The 17,889-nt window shown below is 31.0% G+C and carries 16 protein-coding genes; 4 read left to right on the top strand and 12 right to left on the bottom strand.

Annotated features, from left to right (window positions below; translation table 11 throughout):
- Positions 1–22: 22 nt before the first annotated feature.
- Positions 23–1,936 (bottom strand): polysaccharide biosynthesis protein, encoded by a 1,914-nt coding sequence (locus BN1865_RS06670; RefSeq protein ID WP_050636466.1) that lies wholly within the window; start codon positions 1,934–1,936, stop codon positions 23–25.
- Positions 1,937–2,184: 248 nt separating this feature from the next.
- On the opposite strand from BN1865_RS06670, the gene BN1865_RS06665 reads away from it, so the two are divergent.
- Genes BN1865_RS06665 through BN1865_RS06650 form a run of 4 tightly spaced genes read left to right on the top strand, consistent with a single transcriptional unit; the run spans position 2,185 to position 5,387 of the window.
- Positions 2,185–2,877: a YveK family protein gene (locus BN1865_RS06665; protein ID WP_050636465.1), complete on the top strand. Its 693-nt coding sequence runs from the start codon at positions 2,185–2,187 to the stop codon at positions 2,875–2,877.
- A gap of 4 nt (positions 2,878–2,881) precedes the next feature.
- Positions 2,882–3,664 carry a tyrosine-protein phosphatase gene (locus BN1865_RS06660; protein ID WP_050636464.1) on the top strand — a complete coding sequence of 261 codons (783 nt, stop codon included), beginning with the start codon at positions 2,882–2,884 and terminating at the stop codon, positions 3,662–3,664.
- Positions 3,665–3,667: 3 nt separating this feature from the next.
- Positions 3,668–4,384, top strand: coding sequence for a CpsD/CapB family tyrosine-protein kinase (locus BN1865_RS06655; protein WP_050636463.1), 717 nt, complete (start codon positions 3,668–3,670; stop codon positions 4,382–4,384).
- 1 nt (position 4,385) lies between these two features.
- Positions 4,386–5,387 carry a hypothetical protein gene (locus BN1865_RS06650; RefSeq protein ID WP_050636462.1) on the top strand — a complete coding sequence of 334 codons (1,002 nt, stop codon included), beginning with the start codon at positions 4,386–4,388 and terminating at the stop codon, positions 5,385–5,387.
- A 65-nt stretch (positions 5,388–5,452) separates the two neighbouring features.
- Here the strand turns inward: BN1865_RS06650 and BN1865_RS06645 are convergent, their stop codons facing one another.
- The 11 genes from BN1865_RS06645 to BN1865_RS06595 form a co-directional block, all read right to left on the bottom strand.
- A complete protein-coding gene (locus BN1865_RS06645) occupies positions 5,453–5,665 on the bottom strand; it encodes a helix-turn-helix domain-containing protein (RefSeq protein ID WP_050636461.1) in 213 nt (70 codons plus the stop codon).
- A gap of 90 nt (positions 5,666–5,755) precedes the next feature.
- On the bottom strand, positions 5,756–6,244 hold the full coding sequence (locus BN1865_RS06640) for a LytTR family DNA-binding domain-containing protein (protein ID WP_050636460.1): 489 nt from the start codon (positions 6,242–6,244) through the stop codon (positions 5,756–5,758).
- A gap of 194 nt (positions 6,245–6,438) precedes the next feature.
- Positions 6,439–9,648, bottom strand: a complete 3,210-nt coding sequence (locus tag BN1865_RS06635; RefSeq protein WP_050636459.1) for a DEAD/DEAH box helicase — start codon at positions 9,646–9,648, stop codon at positions 6,439–6,441.
- Between the two features lie 89 nt (positions 9,649–9,737).
- The gene (locus tag BN1865_RS06630; RefSeq protein WP_050636458.1) at positions 9,738–11,657 is read right to left on the bottom strand and encodes a penicillin-binding transpeptidase domain-containing protein; all 1,920 of its coding nucleotides are present in this window, start codon (positions 11,655–11,657) and stop codon (positions 9,738–9,740) included.
- Positions 11,658–11,724: 67 nt separating this feature from the next.
- Positions 11,725–13,881, bottom strand: a complete 2,157-nt coding sequence (locus tag BN1865_RS06625) for a penicillin-binding protein (protein WP_050636457.1) — start codon at positions 13,879–13,881, stop codon at positions 11,725–11,727.
- The gene (locus BN1865_RS06620; RefSeq protein ID WP_050636456.1) at positions 13,881–14,183 is read right to left on the bottom strand and encodes a hypothetical protein; all 303 of its coding nucleotides are present in this window, start codon (positions 14,181–14,183) and stop codon (positions 13,881–13,883) included. Before BN1865_RS06620 ends, BN1865_RS06625 begins: the two co-directional genes overlap by 1 nt.
- The gene (gene rsmH, locus BN1865_RS06615; protein ID WP_050636455.1) at positions 14,170–15,117 is read right to left on the bottom strand and encodes a 16S rRNA (cytosine(1402)-N(4))-methyltransferase RsmH; all 948 of its coding nucleotides are present in this window, start codon (positions 15,115–15,117) and stop codon (positions 14,170–14,172) included. Before rsmH ends, BN1865_RS06620 begins: the two co-directional genes overlap by 14 nt.
- Positions 15,118–15,128: 11 nt before the next feature.
- Positions 15,129–15,560, bottom strand: coding sequence for a division/cell wall cluster transcriptional repressor MraZ (mraZ, locus tag BN1865_RS06610; protein WP_050636454.1), 432 nt, complete (start codon positions 15,558–15,560; stop codon positions 15,129–15,131).
- A gap of 172 nt (positions 15,561–15,732) precedes the next feature.
- The gene (locus BN1865_RS06605; RefSeq protein ID WP_050636453.1) at positions 15,733–16,863 is read right to left on the bottom strand and encodes a transglutaminase domain-containing protein; all 1,131 of its coding nucleotides are present in this window, start codon (positions 16,861–16,863) and stop codon (positions 15,733–15,735) included.
- Between the two features lie 291 nt (positions 16,864–17,154).
- Positions 17,155–17,322: a 50S ribosomal protein L32 gene (rpmF, locus tag BN1865_RS06600; protein WP_008790438.1), complete on the bottom strand. Its 168-nt coding sequence runs from the start codon at positions 17,320–17,322 to the stop codon at positions 17,155–17,157.
- 12 nt (positions 17,323–17,334) lie between these two features.
- On the bottom strand, positions 17,335–17,856 hold the full coding sequence (locus tag BN1865_RS06595; RefSeq protein ID WP_232780346.1) for a YceD family protein: 522 nt from the start codon (positions 17,854–17,856) through the stop codon (positions 17,335–17,337).
- Positions 17,857–17,889: the final 33 nt, after the last annotated feature.

The raw sequence follows: 17,889 nt of genomic DNA, 5'->3' as shown, positions 1-17,889 counted from the left end.
GGTCAATTCTTTTTCATTTTTACTAAACAAGTACTGATTCTTCAGCTTGTTCTTTTACTTTTCTTTTCACACCTTGTTTTTCTTTTTCATAATGATATGTTGGAACAAGATGTTTCACTGCACTTCTCATATCACTTGCTTCATCATACGCTATTTGATACAAATCATCAAGTTCTTTTAAAAATTGATCTGTATTAATATCAATAGGTTGTCCTATATGAATCAGCTTATTAGGAGTTGTGCGTAATCCTTCTTCTTTCATTAACATCTCTTCATAAAGTTTTTCTCCAGGTCTTAATCCTGTAAACTCTATTTTAATATCAACATCTGGTTCATAACCAGAAAGCTTTATTAAATTTCTAGCCATATCAACAATTTTTACAGGCTCACCCATATCTAAAATAAAGATTTCGCCACCTTTAGCATACGCTCCAGCTTGTAAAACAAGTGAAACTGCTTCAGGGATTGTCATAAAATATCTAATAATATCTGGATGGGTTACAGTGACTGGTCCCCCATTTTGAATCTGCTTTTTAAAAAGTGGAATAACTGATCCATTAGATCCTAATACATTTCCAAATCTGACTGCAACATATTCAGTCTTTGATAATTTATCATAGGTTTGAACAACCATTTCACAAAGACGCTTAGATGCTCCCATAATATTTGTTGGATTGACTGCTTTATCAGTCGAAATCAAAATAAATTTCTTAACTGAATAACGATCACATGCTCTAACCACATTTAATGTTCCAAATACATTATTCTTAATAGCTTCATGTGGTGCATCTTCCATCAAAGGAACATGCTTGTGAGCCGCAGCATGATAGACAATATCTGGATGGAACTGAGCAAACAATTCATTCACCTTATTACTATCTCTAACTGAAGCAATCATGACTTCCAAATCCAGCTTAGGGTATTTTCGCTTTAATTCTAATTGAATATCATAAGCATTATTTTCATAGATATCTACAATAATTAATTGTCTTGGTCCTCTTTCTGCAATTTGTCTACACAACTCACTACCAATAGAACCGCCACCACCAGTTACCATGATAACTCTATCTCTTACATAAGACATAATTTCATCTAGATTCACACGAATTGGATCTCTCCCAAGTAAATCCTGAATCTCTACATCTTTTAATTTATTTAAGATAATTTCACCTGAAATAAATTGATACATACCTGGTAATTTCTTCAATTTACATTTTGTTTCCTTACAAATATTAAGAATTTCAGAAACTTGCTTATCATCAATTGATGGTAATGCTACAAAAATCTCATCTATTTTATATTTTTGAACATTTTCAATAATAGAATAACGATTTCCTACAACTGGAACACCATGAATAGATCTTGACATTTTATTAGGATCATCATCAATAAAACAAATAATTTCTCTATTCAATCGAGAAGACACTAATATTTCTCTTAAAATCTTTTCACCAGCCGAACCAGCTCCAATGACCATAACACGTGACTTAGGTGTATCACTTCGCCCAAACCAATGATGACGACTGGCATATAACCTTAAGAAACGATAACCAAATCGAGTTCCCCCAGTAATCATTGTCACAATCATAAAATAAATAAAGTATGTACTTTCAGGGGGATTAAATCCACTCAATTCACAAATCAGTATATTGACAATTGTACTAGAAGCAGTTGCAATAACAATATTCATCAATTCAGTGATAGACGCAAATTGCCATAAACTTGAATAAAGTTTCATAACAGCAAATAAGCCAAGACTGACAGCAAGCAATACCATTGCTAGTGGTAACGACCCCTGGATAAATCTTGACTCAATTGGTCCATTAAAGTAGAGGGCTAGTGCACCGTAGAAAGCAACAACAACACTGATAGCATCAATTAACACTAAAATGAATCTTCTCATAAAAAGTTGCCTTCTATCTTTAATACTGTTCATTTTTAGACCCCCCCCCCTCGAATTTTTTCATTTTTTTACTCCCTTTCCTAATAACTCATCTAAAATTTTAGAGATATTTCTGCTAAAATAGAGGATAAACCTTGATTTTTTTCCCTCTTTAAAGCATAATACACTAAGAAATACATTTTTATCATGCATATCATAACTTGTTTTTATACAAAATTCAAGTCGATATGACTAATTTATGATATTTCTAACAGATTTATAAATACATTAAGGAGGTCCATATGACTGATAACGAAATAGTACAAAATGAAGAAGAAATTGAGATTAATTTAGGTGAATTGTTTCAATTACTCAAATCAAGATATAAATTAATTATCATTTCTATTTTAGTTTGCGCCATCATTGCGGGGGTTATCACAATATTCTTTATAAGCAAAAAATACGAATCAACAGCACGTATTTATCCAAAACCTGAAGTCACTGAAGGAGTTGTTGATTACACACAAATTAATGCCAACAATTTAATGGTTAATAACTATGTTGAATTATTAAAAGGAAATAATATTCAGACACAAGTTGCAGAAAAGTTAGATTTAACACAACCTCAAGTGAATAGTTTTGTAACCATTTCTAATGAAACAAATACCCAAATTATTTCTATTACTGCTAAAACAAATGATCCTGAATTAAGTAAGAAAATTGTTGATCAAATGGTTGCTGTATTCAAAAAAGAAGCAAAAGAAACATTAAATATCAATAATATTACAACTGTTGATCAAGCCGTACTTGCTGAAGCACCTGTTTCTCCAAGTTTAAAAATGAATTTAGCAATTGGTGCTTTATTAGGTGCTTTTCTAAGTGTTGGCTATCTATTCATTAGATTCATGTTAGATACTCATGTTCACAACAAAGAAGAAGCTGAAAAATATTTAGGCATTCCTTGTTTAGGTTCTATTCCATATTTTGAGGATTAGTATTATGCAGTTTATTGATATTCATGGACATTATGCATGGGATATAGATGATGGTATGCCAACTCAAGAAGATGCCATTAAAGCTCTTCATGTAGCCAAACAAAACAATATTACAACTATTGTTGCAACACCACATGTCATCCCAGGTTCTCATACCTTAGAAGATATAAAACATATCAAAGATCGTATAAACGAACTCAAAGAACTTGCTTTAAAAAACAATATAACAGTTTATCAAGGTTGTGAATTGTTTTTAAATCATGATTGTATCCAGGCTCTTCAAAATGATTTATTTATTCCTTTTGAAGGTACATCATATTTATTAGCTGAATTTGATGTCAGAAAAGAATTAGGAAGTCATGATGAAGTAGAAGATTATCTTTATGAAATTGAAGTGCGTGGTTTGACGCCTATTGTTGCTCATGTAGAAAGATATTTTAAAGATGAAGTCGATATTGAAAGAGTTCAGGATTTTATTGAGAGTGGTTATGTTATTCAAGTCAATACATCAAGCTTATTGGGTGTTCATGGAAAGACCGTTAAAAATAATGCTTATCGATTGATTGATGAGGGATTGGTGCATGTCATTGCGACAGATACACATCGCTGTGAAGGGCACCGTATTCCACGTATGCAAGAGGCATATGATGTTTTATCAAAACAATATGATTATCATATCCTGAAAACATTAATGTTTGATAATCCTTTACATATTCTTCAAAATGAAGCCGTTGAAGATATTGAAGTTAAAAAATCTTTTTTCAAAAAATTATTTACAAGGAGATAAGAAATGGTACAAAAGAAACATAGATCAAGAAAAACATTAAATATTCTTGATAAATCCAAAAAGCATAATCAATTTGATTATACTGAAATATTTAGACATATTCGAACAAATATTGAATTCTCAACAGTTGGAAAAGAAATAAAATCAATTTCCATCACATCAACACAACCTGGTGAAGCAAAAACAACAACATCTATGAACTTAGCTTTTATTTTTGCAACAAAATATCAAAGAGTTTTACTTGTTGACTGCGATTTAAGAAAGACAATGTTACATAGATATATGAAGATGTCAAACCAGCAAGGTTTAACAGATGCATTGATTGAGTTTGGAAAAACACACCGTTACAATCCAGATTTTATTCAAAAGAAAAGTGATCCAAGTTTTTTAGGAACATTATCAATTCTTACTGGTGGTGTCCATGTTCCTAATCCTTCAGAAATACTTGGTTCAGATGTTTTTAAAGAGTATATGGATGTTTTAAAACAAAACTTTGACTTTATTATCGTTGACTGTGCGCCTGTAGGAACAATATCAGATGCAATTCCTGTTGGTAATGCAGTAGATGGAACACTTTTTGTTATTTCTGCCCAAGATACAAATCGTAAAGATGCCGCTAACTGTGTAAATCTGTTACAAAGAAATAATGTAAATGTACTTGGTAGTGTGCTAACAAAATCTGATAGCGGATCTGGAAGCTACTCTTATTACTACTATTAATATGAAAAAAATATCTTTTCCACTTATTGTTGTCCTACTGCTTTGTATTATTTTTACCATGATAGGATATGACACACTTACACTGCGAAAAGAAAGTCAAAAATACCAAGAACTCCAGCAACAAAATAATTCATCACAAACAACTTCAACGGTGTCCAATCATTCACCTATTATTTATTGTATTGGTGATAGTTTAACACTGGGATCACAATCAGCTTCTTATCCAACTGCCTTATCATCTTTAACAGGGTTTTCTGTTAATAAATTTGGTGGGGCACAAGATCAAAGTATTGATATATCTATAAGAATGGGTAAAACAAAAGTTTATGTCAACAATATCACCATTCCTAGTGATACAACTCCTGTTAATATCTCACTTTATGATAAAGATCAAGATAAAGTTGATGCATTAAAAGGAACAGGAAATAACTTTACAACTGTTGAAATCAGTGGAATAACAGGAAAACTGAAATACAATAGTGAAAAGAAAACGCATACCTTTACAAGAGATCAAAAGGGAACTGAAAAGAAAATTACGAAGTTAACACAAATTAAAGCGGAATTCCCAACTTTTGATAGTAATAGTATCGCTATCATTTTTACAGGAACATATGATCCTCAATCTGAAAATGGTATTTTTAGAACAATTACATATCAAAGAGCTATCATTGATCAATTAAAAACAAAAAAATATATTGTTGTTTCACTGACATCTAAAAGAAAATTTGATATTGTTGATTCAATGAATACAGTTCTTAAAGAAGAACATAAAGAACACTTCCTTGATTTTAGAAAATATTTATTAAAAAGCGGTCTTAAAGATGCGAATATAACACCATCTACACAAGATAAAAAAGATTTAGAAACAAATCTTATTCCATCTAGTCTTTTAAAAGAAGATAAATTAAATGGAAATTCTAAATTTAATCAGCTATTAGCTAACCAGATTGTTCAAAAAATGATAGATTTAAAATATATTACTGAAAAAGATTTACAATCATAATCGCTACTTAAAATAGCGATTTTTTTTGTAGTAAGAAAAAAGATTCACTATTGCTTAGTGAACCTTTAACTATGATTATCATCAACAACTTCAACAATATCTTCAATGCGACATTCTAATTTCTCACAAAGATCAGCTAAAGTTGTTAATCTTATATCTAAATCATGTCTTAACTTATGGACCAAACTATTACGTACACCCATTTTATTAATGAGAACATATTGGTTTAGTCCTTTTTGTTTTAACGTTTTCCAAAATGGTGCATAACTTATCTTCATAAAAAATTCCTCCCTTTATATTACTATAAAAGGAATTAAAAATATTCATATTGTCTTTATCGAGACAATATGAAGAATAAGCTCTTCTTATCATTTTTGAATAGCATTTATTTCCTCATAAGCTATAAAATTTCTATCAGTAATCATTTTTTCAAAACCATCTTTATAATGACGACTAGAAATCAGAATATCACCATTATCTAATATGATTTTACGACGACTCCCCCTTTGTTTACAATAACTTTTCACATGTCTTACATTAACAAGTGTTCGCACATTAATCTGATAAAATCCAGACGGTTGAAAAATTTCTCTTAATTTAGCCATAGTAATACAACGCAAACGAAAAACTTCTTTTTCAGTATATGCAAATATTTTATGATCAACAACCTCAAAATAATATACACCTAATAACGGAATAGGATATTTATTCCGATAATCATCATAAACTTCTATTTCACCTAAACTTTCTGTAAATTGACTGACCAGTAATTTCGCTAATTTTGTATTTTTGGGATGAGTAATCAATTTCAATTCATAATGACTCATCCTTGAATCTTCACAATAAGTAATTTTCATATTTTTTCCTCCTTAGATATACGAAATTTACCTTTTTTTCAATATTTTTCAATATCTTGGAGTTATTCTTCTCCTAAAAAGATGAATACATTGAATATTTGTCCTTTATTCTACACGATTCGACAAATAATGACTTTATAATATCCTATTTTTACCAAAATGACCCTCATTTTTGCACATAAAAAGATCTCATATTATGAGATCTCAAATAAAGCCTTCATATCATCAATACTCATGTGAGTAATTGTTCCATTGTTTCCTTCTACAAAAGTATCAGCTAAATTTTTCTTTTGTTTTTGTAATTCCATAATTTTTTCCTCAATACTGTTTTTCATAATCAATGAAAAAACCTGTACTGATTCTTTTTGTCCAATGCGATGTGCTCTATCTGTTGCCTGATTTTTGGCTGACATATTCCACCATGGATCAAAATGAATAACTGCCTGTGCACTCGTTAAATTCAATCCAGAGCCACCTGCTTTTAAAGAAATCAAGAAAAGTGTTGTCTCATCTTTTTGGAAAGCATCAACCATTGCTTTACGTTTTTCTTTTGGTACACGACCATCTAACAAATAATATGAAATATGTTCTTTTTGGCACTGTTCTTCAATTAAATGCAAGACACTTGTAAATGATGAAAATAAAAGTATTTTTTTATGATTTTCTGCTAGTGAATGAATCAATTCCATACATCCCTTCATTTTAGATGAAGGTTCTTCAATTGTTTCATATAATAAACGTGAATCTTGACAAAGTTGTCTTAATCTTGTTAACATTGCTAAAATATCAATTCGCCCTAACTGATTCATATCTAACTTTTCCTGTAATGATTTATTAACGCGAACCAGATTAGCTAAATAAAGTTTTTCCTCTTCTTCATTAAATCTTAAATACAAGGTCTGTTCAATCTTATCAGGTAATTCTTTTAAGACATCTTTTTTATTTCTTCTTAATACAAAAGGAGCAATCATTTCTTTTAATTTTGCCTGCTTATCTTCATCATGCTCTTTTACAATTGGTCTTTCAAAATTATCTAAGAAATAAGCATAATGATATAAATAATGTGGCATTAAAAAATCAAAAATTGACCATAATTCAGCTAATGAATTTTCTATAGGTGTTCCGGTTAAAGCAAAACGTTGTTTAGACTTCAAACGTTTTACACACATAGCATTTCTTGTTTTAGGATTTTTAATATACTGTGCTTCATCAATAACAACACTATGAAATTCCAGATTTTCATATAATTCTATATCTCTTCTTAAGTAATCATATGAGGTGATAATCACATCATAATTTTTGATTTGCTCGATTTTATCAACACGTTCTACCTTTGAACCATAAATGCATAAAACCCGAAGATGAGAAGAAAACTTTTCAATTTCATCCTGCCAATTCAGCAATAAACTCGCAGGTGTGACAACTAAGTGGACACCTTTTGCTTTCATACTCTCCAAATAAACAATCATTTGAAGAGTCTTTCCTAACCCCATATCATCAGCTAAAATTCCACCAAAGCCATAATGTTCCATTAATCGTAACCATTGATAGCCCTCAACCTGATATTCTCTTAAAATCGTCTGATAAGCTTTGGGAACTATAAAATCATGATTCTTTTCAAATAAATCTTGACTCCATTTTTCAAATTCCTGACTACGCGAATAATCAATCAAAGAATCTTCATGAATAATATGATCAAGTTCAAACAAACGATATGCTGGAATTTCTACTTCACCACTGATAATATCCTGACTTTTCAATTGTAAAGAAGATGTCAATTCATCCAATTCTTTAAACTCTTTATTCTCTAAAGAAACAATTCTCCCATTCTTCAATTTATAAAATTTACGTTTTTTCTTATATGCTTTTAAAATATCCATTAATTCATCTTTTTGAACATCAACACTCTCAATATTCATTGAAAGTAGCCCATTGCTCATATGAACACCCACTTGTATCTTCATAGGCTGAACTTGTGAAAAGCCTTGCAGGGCATCTGTTACATAAACTTGACAATAACTAGACAGATATGGTAAGCCCTCTTTCATAAAATGATAAGCAAACTCATGATCATATTGTAAATATATCAGATGATCATCGATATCTTCAATATATGGTCTTAAATAATCTTCAATTAAATCAGCTTCTTTAGACTTATGATGATTATCTTCATCAAAGCCATAAGCAATACCATCATCATAAATATATTCAAGCTGAATACAAATCTGATCATCTTTCGTCATATCACCATATAAATTAATTAAATTCTCCTGACGATAATCATCAAATAGATGTGTCTTTAAATCAATATCATCCATCAAATCAACCAAAATATATTTATAAAAATCCATTAAAGACTCTTTTGGTATATATAGTCCACCGCGTGTCTCTAAAAGTTTCTGAATAAAAACCATCATTTTTTCTGGTTGATGGAATTGATAACGATATAATATATCATTTTGTAAAGTATATATGTACAAAGATGTCATCATTGCCTGATCAAATTCCTGATAATCTTTAAAATCAAGAACATAACTATTTTCCTGTTCGCTTATTTCTAAAGGAATTTGATATTTTTTAAAATCAAAAGCAATATCACAACAAGAAGATGGCAATTCACTCATCAACTGAAATAATTCATCAATATCATCATCACTCACAATTAAAGACCTTATAATTCCTTTTTGTAAGAGTTGATTCTTTAAAAAGCATTTTTTCACAAATGTTAATATTTCTAAAGAATCATCATCAAATGCATCTTCACTATGAATAAATTCAAAATTCTTTCCATATTTTAAATTTTCATGATGACCAATTGCATTTAAAAATGTTTCCATATTCTTAACAACATAACTTTGCTGTTCATTATAAACTTTCAAAGACAAAGTCAAACTATTATTTTTTCTTTGAATAAAAGCTTTGAGTCGATATTGTTTAGATGATAATGGAATAAGTGATTCACGTACAAGCTGATCTTTATATAAGGAAATCAAATCAATTGATTCTTGTTGTTTTTTAGATAAAATACGTTCTTTTCTTTGACGTTCTATTTCTTTTAGTTTTAAAGTTTTACTTTCTTCATGATTCATTTCATAAAAGTATGGAAAAGAAGTTATTGTTAATGTACGAAGAAAAAAAAGAATTGCTGATATATGTCGACAATCTCCACGCATGGCACATGAACATGTGGCATGGATAATCTGTCCATCCTGAGAAATTTTAAGTGATACAATGAATCTTTCATTTTGTTGTGAAAGTCTTGCATTCACGCGATAACAACCATTATTTTCATCTAATGATATTGTCATTCTTTCTAACTGGGAACGAATATCCATCATTCTGCCAAAGCGAAATTCTTTTTCATTATTTACAATTCTTCTTATTTCACGCTCTTGTATATGCATTCATATCCCCTCCTATCAATTGTTTTATTATATCATAAATAAAACAATATGTTGAGTAAAAAACAAAAAGATAAGGAGAATCCTTATCTTTAGCGAATACTATTTTGATCACCTAACATGATTTTCACTTTTTGTCCTTCTTCAATTGTATCACCTACACGTGGCAACTGATCAATAACATAGTCACCACTTCCTAAAAATTCAAAACCATATTGATCATTTTTTACTTCTTTCTTTGTTTTTCCAATATAGTTTTCAACTTCAAATGTTTTCACATCTGTCCAAACGTATGCTTTTTCACGTTGCTGTGTCACTTTCTTTACATTTAATGCTGGTAAAACATCCATTAATATCTTTCTTGCGATTGGGGCAGCTGTCGTTCCACCATACTGTACGCATTTCTTAGGATTATCCATAGCAATATATAAAACAAGTTGAGGATCATCAATTGGAGCAACACCTAAGAAGGAAAGAATATAACCATTTCCCGCATATGTTCCATTGATTGCTCTTTGAGCCGTCCCAGTTTTACCTCCTATGCGATAACCATCAATATAGGCATTTTTACCTCCTCCATCAGTAACAACCCCCTCAAGCGCATCTCTGACCTTTACAGAAGTTTCCTGACGAATAACCTGACGTATTTTTTGTGGCTGATTTTCAACAATGACTTCATGTGTTTTTGAATTATATATTTTATTAACAATATAAGGTTTATAGAGAATACCACCATTAACACAAGCACAAACTGCTCTAACCAATTGAATCGGTGTAATCGAAATTCCTTGTCCAAATGCAACAGTGGCTTGTTCAACCTCATTGAAGTTTTCATATGAAAACATAATCCCAGAAGATTCCCCAGTTAAATCAACCCCAGTTTTCTCTGTTAATCCAAAATCCTTAACATACTGATAAAGCTTTTCCTTTCCTAATCTTCTTCCAATTTCAACAAATCCAGGATTGGAAGAGTTTTGTAAAACCTCACGAAAAGTCTGTAAGCCATGTCCACCCTTTTTCCATGATTTAATTCTCGCTCCTTTAACAATTTCATATCCTTTATCATAATAAGTATCCTTATCCATATCAAAAAGATTTTCATTTAAAGCACTACTAAAAGTCAGAATTTTAAATGTAGATCCAGGTTCGTATGATTTCCAAATAGGTAAATTACGATTATAAATCTCACTATCAGCATTTTTATAATCATTAGGATCAAAATCCGGTTTTGAACACATAGCTAAAATCTTGCCATTTCGTGGATCCATAGCCAAGCATAAGATAGAATCCGGATCATATGTTGAATAGGCATTATTTAATTCTCGTTCCACAACATCTTGTACTCGACTATCAATCGTTAATTCAATATCCATCCCTTTTGTAGGATAAATATAATCAGCTGGATAGATATTCAGATTTTGACTTTTCGCATTCATATAATAATTAATACTTCCATTTACGCCAGATAAATATTGATCATATTTTAATTCCAAGCCAATTAATCCCTGATTATCTATCCCAACAAATCCCAATGTTTGAGCCAAATAATTTTTATGTGGATAATAACGCAAAGTATCCTGAACAAGATAAACACCTGGTAATTTTAATTTATCAATTTGATAAGCCTTATTTTCAGTTAACTGTCTTCCTTCTGGCTGAATTCTTTCAACCGAAACCTTCTTCTTCACTTTTTCTAATATCTTTTCCTGCGAACAACCTAATATTTGTGAAAGCTTATATGCAGTATCAACAGCATCCTTCACCTGACTTGGTACAATAATTAAGGAAGATGTTGTTAAATTATCTACCAAAACTTTTTGTTGACTATCATATATTTTTCCCCTAGCTGCTTCTAATGGGAATCCTCTCTGCCATGATTCTGTTGCTTTTAAAGACAACTCCTGATAGGCATAAAATTGGCTATAAGCCAATCTGATGACAATTGCAGCAACAATGATTGTCATAACAATATTAACCCATTTTATTTTCTTAGCCATCAACGTATAGATCATTTGCATCACCACTCTATCTTATGAAACAAATAACGAGAATATGAAAAGAACCTCATCATATGAGGTTCTATTTCGCATATACTTTCACTTTTTGACCATCTTTTAGCTTTGTTCCTTTATCAACACTCTGCTTATAGATCATACCAATACCATCAAATTCAATATCAATATTAGCCATTGATGCAAAAGCTTCTGCTTCCTTACGCGACCATCCATCCATAGATGGCATTGTAATATTCGTGTCATTGGTTTGTAAAAAGACTCGTGATTTTGAAGAAACTTCTGTTTTTGCTTTCGGATATTGTTCTAAAACAGTATCTCCATCACCAATTGTTAATGGAATTAATTGATGTTGTGACAAAGTCTTTTTAGCAAAGTCAGTACTTTGATTTGTATAAGAATCTAATACGAATGTAGATGTTTCAACTTCTTTTACAGATTGTTCATTTAATTTATTCAAAGCCGCACGTGTTACAGCCTTAATTAACGCTGATGAATTTGCATTCCCACTGACTTTTCCCTGATACCAATAAGCAATAACAATTTCCGGGTCATCATAAGGGGCCAATCCTACAAAACTATGTGTATAATAATTATCTGTACGATATTTCCCATCTTTAGCAACCTGTCCAGTTCCTGTCTTCCCGATTAAACGGATATCATCCATATGGAAAGTATAACCGGTACTTCCCTTAATATTGATAACACCACTTAATAAATCTAACATTTGTTTAACTGCTTTACTTGAATATATCTGTTTAGAATATTGAGATTTTGCTTCATAAATTGTTTTTTTCGTTTCACTATTCACAATTTTATCAATCAAATAGGGTTCAACCGTTTTCCCATCATTAGCAAAGGCACTATAACCACGAATCAACTGCAAGGCTGTCATTGTTGAACCCTGACCAAATCCAGTTGTAAGAAATTCAAGATCTCTGTTTCCTGAGCGTTTATATCCACCAACACCAGCAGTGCTCGTTAAACCATCAATATCACTTTCTTGAAAGAAACCTAAATCATCATAATCCTGTTTAAGTGTTTCTTGATTTGATATTTTAGAAATCATATTACATATAGCTGTATTACTAGAATAATAAAAACCTTTTTCGTAGCTAATAGAACCCCAGCCTTTCCCATAATTATGGTCTTTAATATCAGCAACTGTTTTTCCATTAACCTTATAATAGTAATGACCAGAAGGATATGTTGCTTTTAAATTCAATCGTTCATCTGTTAAAGCATTAGCATAAACGAACGCTTTGAATACTGATCCAACTTCTACTGGTTCATTTAAAAATAAATCCACATAATTTTCAATATCTCTTTTATTAGGATCAAATGATGGATAATTACTTACTGCTAAAATTCTTCCTGTTTTGGCTTCCATCACAACACAAGTTGCTTTATCTGATTTTTGAGCAGTTGTAAACTTCTTCATTTGTAAATCTAACTCTGTTTGAATATCTGTATCAATTGTTAAATAAATATCATTTCCCGAAACTGGTGCTGTTTCACTAATCACACCATTTGGTAAGATATAATTATTATTATCTGCTAGATATATCTTTTGTCCATTAGTTCCACTTAATTCTTCATTATAAATTTTTTCAATCCCCATCTGCCCAATAATAGACTTTGTTGATTTTCCATTAATTTGTTCTGTCAATGCCTGAGCATAACCAATTTCATAAGAAGCAAAATCACCATAACGATAATTTCTTGTTGTGAGTTCTTCAAACTCTAATCCAGGTAGATTCAAAGCATCAATCTTATCTTTTACTAATGAAGAAAGATTATTTCCATAACTTCCAAATTCTACCTGATATGTGTCTTTACTTAAACGTTCTAATAACTTATCTTCATCCATTCCAATAATAGGTGCAAGTTTTTTTGCTGTTTCTTCCTTATTTTCAACATATGCTGGCTTTTTATCAGCAGTTAAACGTTTTGATAAAATTGCTATTAATTTATACTTTTTCACATCACTTGCTATCACTTCATTATCACTTGAATAAATTGTTCCACGTTTAGCATAAAGTGTTTCAACCTTTTGACGACCACCACGTTCATCAGCATAATTCCTAATATCATTCCCACTAACTAAATGTTTCCCTGTCACTCCCAAATAGACAACATTCAGCACTAATGAAACAACAATAACCATCATGATGCAGACAACAATCTTAGCACTTTGGTTATTGTTTTTTTTCTTAACAGCCATTATTCTCTAGGTACTCCTACAATAGCGGCAGTTGATTTATTTGGTTCATATGTATATCCCTTTTTCTTAGCAATCGCTTCAATACGAGGTAAAGCAGCAAGTTCTAATTGTTTAATATCTAATCCATCAATATCTGATTCTATTGTTGCTATTTCTTTTTCTAGATTTTGACAATTAATATTTAATGTTGATTCATAAGAATTCAATGCAACAATACCAACAACAAATATAAAAAAACTAAAAATCAATAAACGTCTAGAAAATCTAACAAATCTTGTTTCTTTTTTCTTACTTCTCTTCATCCTCATATATCCTTTCTATAATCCTCAATTTTGCCGAATGAGAACGATGATTAGCTGCTAATTCATCCTCACTTGCGACAATTGGTTTACGTGTAATTTTTTCAAATCTTGGTTTTAAATAGTCTGGTACAATAGGCATTCCCATTGGCAAATCAGGCTGTTTTGTCACTTCATGAAAAGTATATTTACAAATTTTATCTTCTAATGAGTGAAATGTAATAACAGCAATACGCCCATGAACCTTTAAAATATCTAAAGCATCATCCAATGCGCTTTCAAAAACACTGAGCTCATCATTAACAGCAATTCTTAATGCCTGAAAAGTTCTTTTTGCCGGATGTCCACCTTTTCTTCTAGCTGGTGCAGGAATTGCTTCCTTAATAATATCTACCAGTTCAAAAGTTGTTTCAATCGGTTTTTCCTCACGATGTCTTTCTATAGCTCTTGCGATTTGCTTGGCAAATTTCTCATCAGCATATTTATATAAAATTTTAACCAGTTCATGATACTCATATGTATTCACCAACTCATATGCCGAAAATGATTGCCCCTGATCCATACGCATATCTAATTTTGCATCATAGTTATAACTAAAGCCACGTTCTCCATCATCAAATTGTGGTGATGAAACGCCTAAATCAAAGACAATTCCATCTACATGATAGACACCTAACTTGGCTAATTCACTCTTTAAATAACGAAAATTCGAGTAGATAATTGTAAAATGGTCAGAAATTTGACTTAATCTTGCCTGTGCTGCTTCAATAGCTTTCTGATCTTGATCAAAACAATAAAGATGCCCTGTCGTTAAACGCTTCAAGATTTCCTGACTATGACCACCACCACCAAGTGTACAATCTACATAAATTCCATCTTCTTTAATATTCAATCCATCTATTGTCTCTTCCAATAAAACACTCACATGATGAAACATATCTTTCTCCTTTATAGTTCATAGTCATCTATTTCTTCAGCAATATCATCAAAACTATCTTTATTGTCACTATAGAACTCATCCCATGCCTGATTATTCCAAATCTCAACATGATCGCCAACACCAACAATAACACATTCTTTTTCTAATTGACCTTCCTGTCTTAAAACAAGTGGTATATTAATACGTCCTAATTTATCGAATTCACATTCACTTGCTCTTGAAGTTACCAAACGTATAAAAACACGTGTTTTTTTCTTTTTTTGGGGTAATGACTGAAGTTCCTGGTAATAACTTTCCCAGCCTTCTTGAGTATACAAAGCAAGGCAGCCATCGTTTCCGCGTGTAACAAAAACGCTTTCACCGCATTGACTTCTCATCTTTGCAGGAATGCTTAAACGTCCTTTTGCATCTATATTGTGTCTAAACTCCCCAAAGAACATATCAAAATCACCCACTTTGTAACATTTTCATACATTTCTTAACACTTCATACCACCATTATATAACATTTCATACACCTTGTATAGAGAAATCACACTTCATTTTTTTATTTTTTGCACAAAAAAAGTAGCAGATAACTGCTACTTTTCAATCTTTTTCCAATTTTAAACAATTAATAATATAATTCAATCACTCTTAACTCATCAATACAATAATAAAGTGACTGATCACTCCAACATCCATTTTTTGTTAATAAACGATAACCCAAATAAGATGATTCTAAGTTCTTTTTCACACGATTATATACTGCTTGATTGGCACACTTAATTTCAGCTATTCTTGTTTTATTTTTTAATCCTAATTGAATCGCATGTGAAATAATATTTTCATCATAACTCTTCATATAAGAATCAACACTTTCAAAATACAAATCATCATCTGACGATGTTTTTTCATATGCTCCATCTGGCTGATAGATTTTTAACATATCCGTACTATTCATCAAAAAATATCCATAACATGTATGTTCCATATCTTCATCATCAGCATCGCCCCAGGTTGGATCACTATAATAATAATCACCATTCACTTCTAACATATTCCATGCATGACCATCATAGCCTGGCTTATCTTCTGTTTCTATAATTGTATCACCTGTAATATATGCACATGGAATATTGACCTGATGCAATAAATATTGATATGCTCGTGCATAGCCAGCACAAACACTTTGCTGATCTAAAAGAGCACTGGTCATTTTTTGATCCAATTCTGAGTGTTCCTTATACTCTACAGTTTCAACAATATAATCATAAAGAACTTTTGCTTTGTCAACATCATCATTTTGTTGACTCGCTGTTTTGAGTACTTCTTTTGTTTTTTCAGCAACTGCACGATTTGTTGTTTTCACTTTGTCCTGTTTCATATCAAATTTAGGTATAAACATAAATTGTTTTCCATCAATATATTGATATTCAGAATTCACATAATAGATTTCAGGATGATCATCTAAAACATTTTGAAAGATTTTAGAAACTTTTTCTACCTTTTTTTCTTCTAAAGGTATAGATGTTTTAAAATCAACAAATGCATAATACAATCTTCGATATGTGTCTTGATCTTTTTCATTCAATTTTGAATAAAAATAATGTGAATGCTGATCTTGTTGAAACACTTTCAAAACTTCATCATTATTGATTTTTATTTCACGATTTTCTATAAAACGATAACCAAAATATCCAACAATAAAACAGATCATCAAAAACAATATAATACCTTTTGTATGACTTCGTTTTGTTCTCATAATTCCCCTCACCTTCTTATATCATAACAAACCATTCTTAAAAAATAAAGCAATTTAAATGAGAAAACCATGGTTTATCTATAAGATATGATCTTAAACAGATATTCTCTTCATAAGAAATGAAATCATCAATACATATGACATATATAACGATTTTATCCCTCAATAATAATTAAAAAATGGCTAACAATGACAATATTGTTTAACCATCTTTTTATTATTTTCAATAACTATCAATTTATGATGATAAAAAGTCTATAAAATAAAAAAATGCCTATTGAAGGCAGATTTTTATAACACTTTTTGTCCGTTGTAAGTTCCGCAATGTTTGCATACTCTATGAGATAATTTGTATTCTCCACATTCAGGGCAAACAACTACAGCTGGTACTGTTAACTTATCATGTGTTCTTCTTTTGTTTCTTCTTGTTTTTGAAACTCTTCTTTGTGGTACTGCCATAGGTACACCTCCTTATTCTTTATCCTTAAAATAATCTTTAAGTTTTGCTAAGCGAGGATCAATATAATCCTCATCCTCATGTTCCTCTTCTTCATTTAATACTTTCCAACCATTGCCTTCGGTTTTCAATGTTGCACCATCTTTAACGACGCGCATCGGAACATCCAACATGATTTCCTGAAAAATCACTGGTGTTAAATCCACTGTATCTCTTTTCACTTCAATGACGTCTTCGTCATCTTGCGGTTTATAGAAAGCAAAAGTAACAGAAGATTCAATTTCAAAAGGATAATCCACATCTTCTAACGATACGGCACATGGTAGAATCATTTGACCTTTGACTTTAAAATCAACGTATAAGTGACGATTTTTCATGTCTAGACGTCCTCGTCCAGTCACATTCACATCCTTCAAACCATTGATTTGAGATAAGTTGTGGAACATCTCAGATGGAAAGTATAGTGTTTCTTCAAAATCAAAACGACCATCTTTCTGTTTCACAATCCATTGTAAATTCCACTTCAAAAAAATCACCCTTTACACCGCATAGCCAATTATATATAAAAC

This window comes from Candidatus Stoquefichus sp. SB1 (genome assembly GCF_001244545.1).
Taxonomy (GTDB): Bacteria; Bacillota_I; Bacilli_A; order Erysipelotrichales; family Coprobacillaceae; genus Stoquefichus.
Note: the sequence above shows the minus strand (reverse complement) of the source record. Positions and strands in the feature narration are given on the sequence as shown.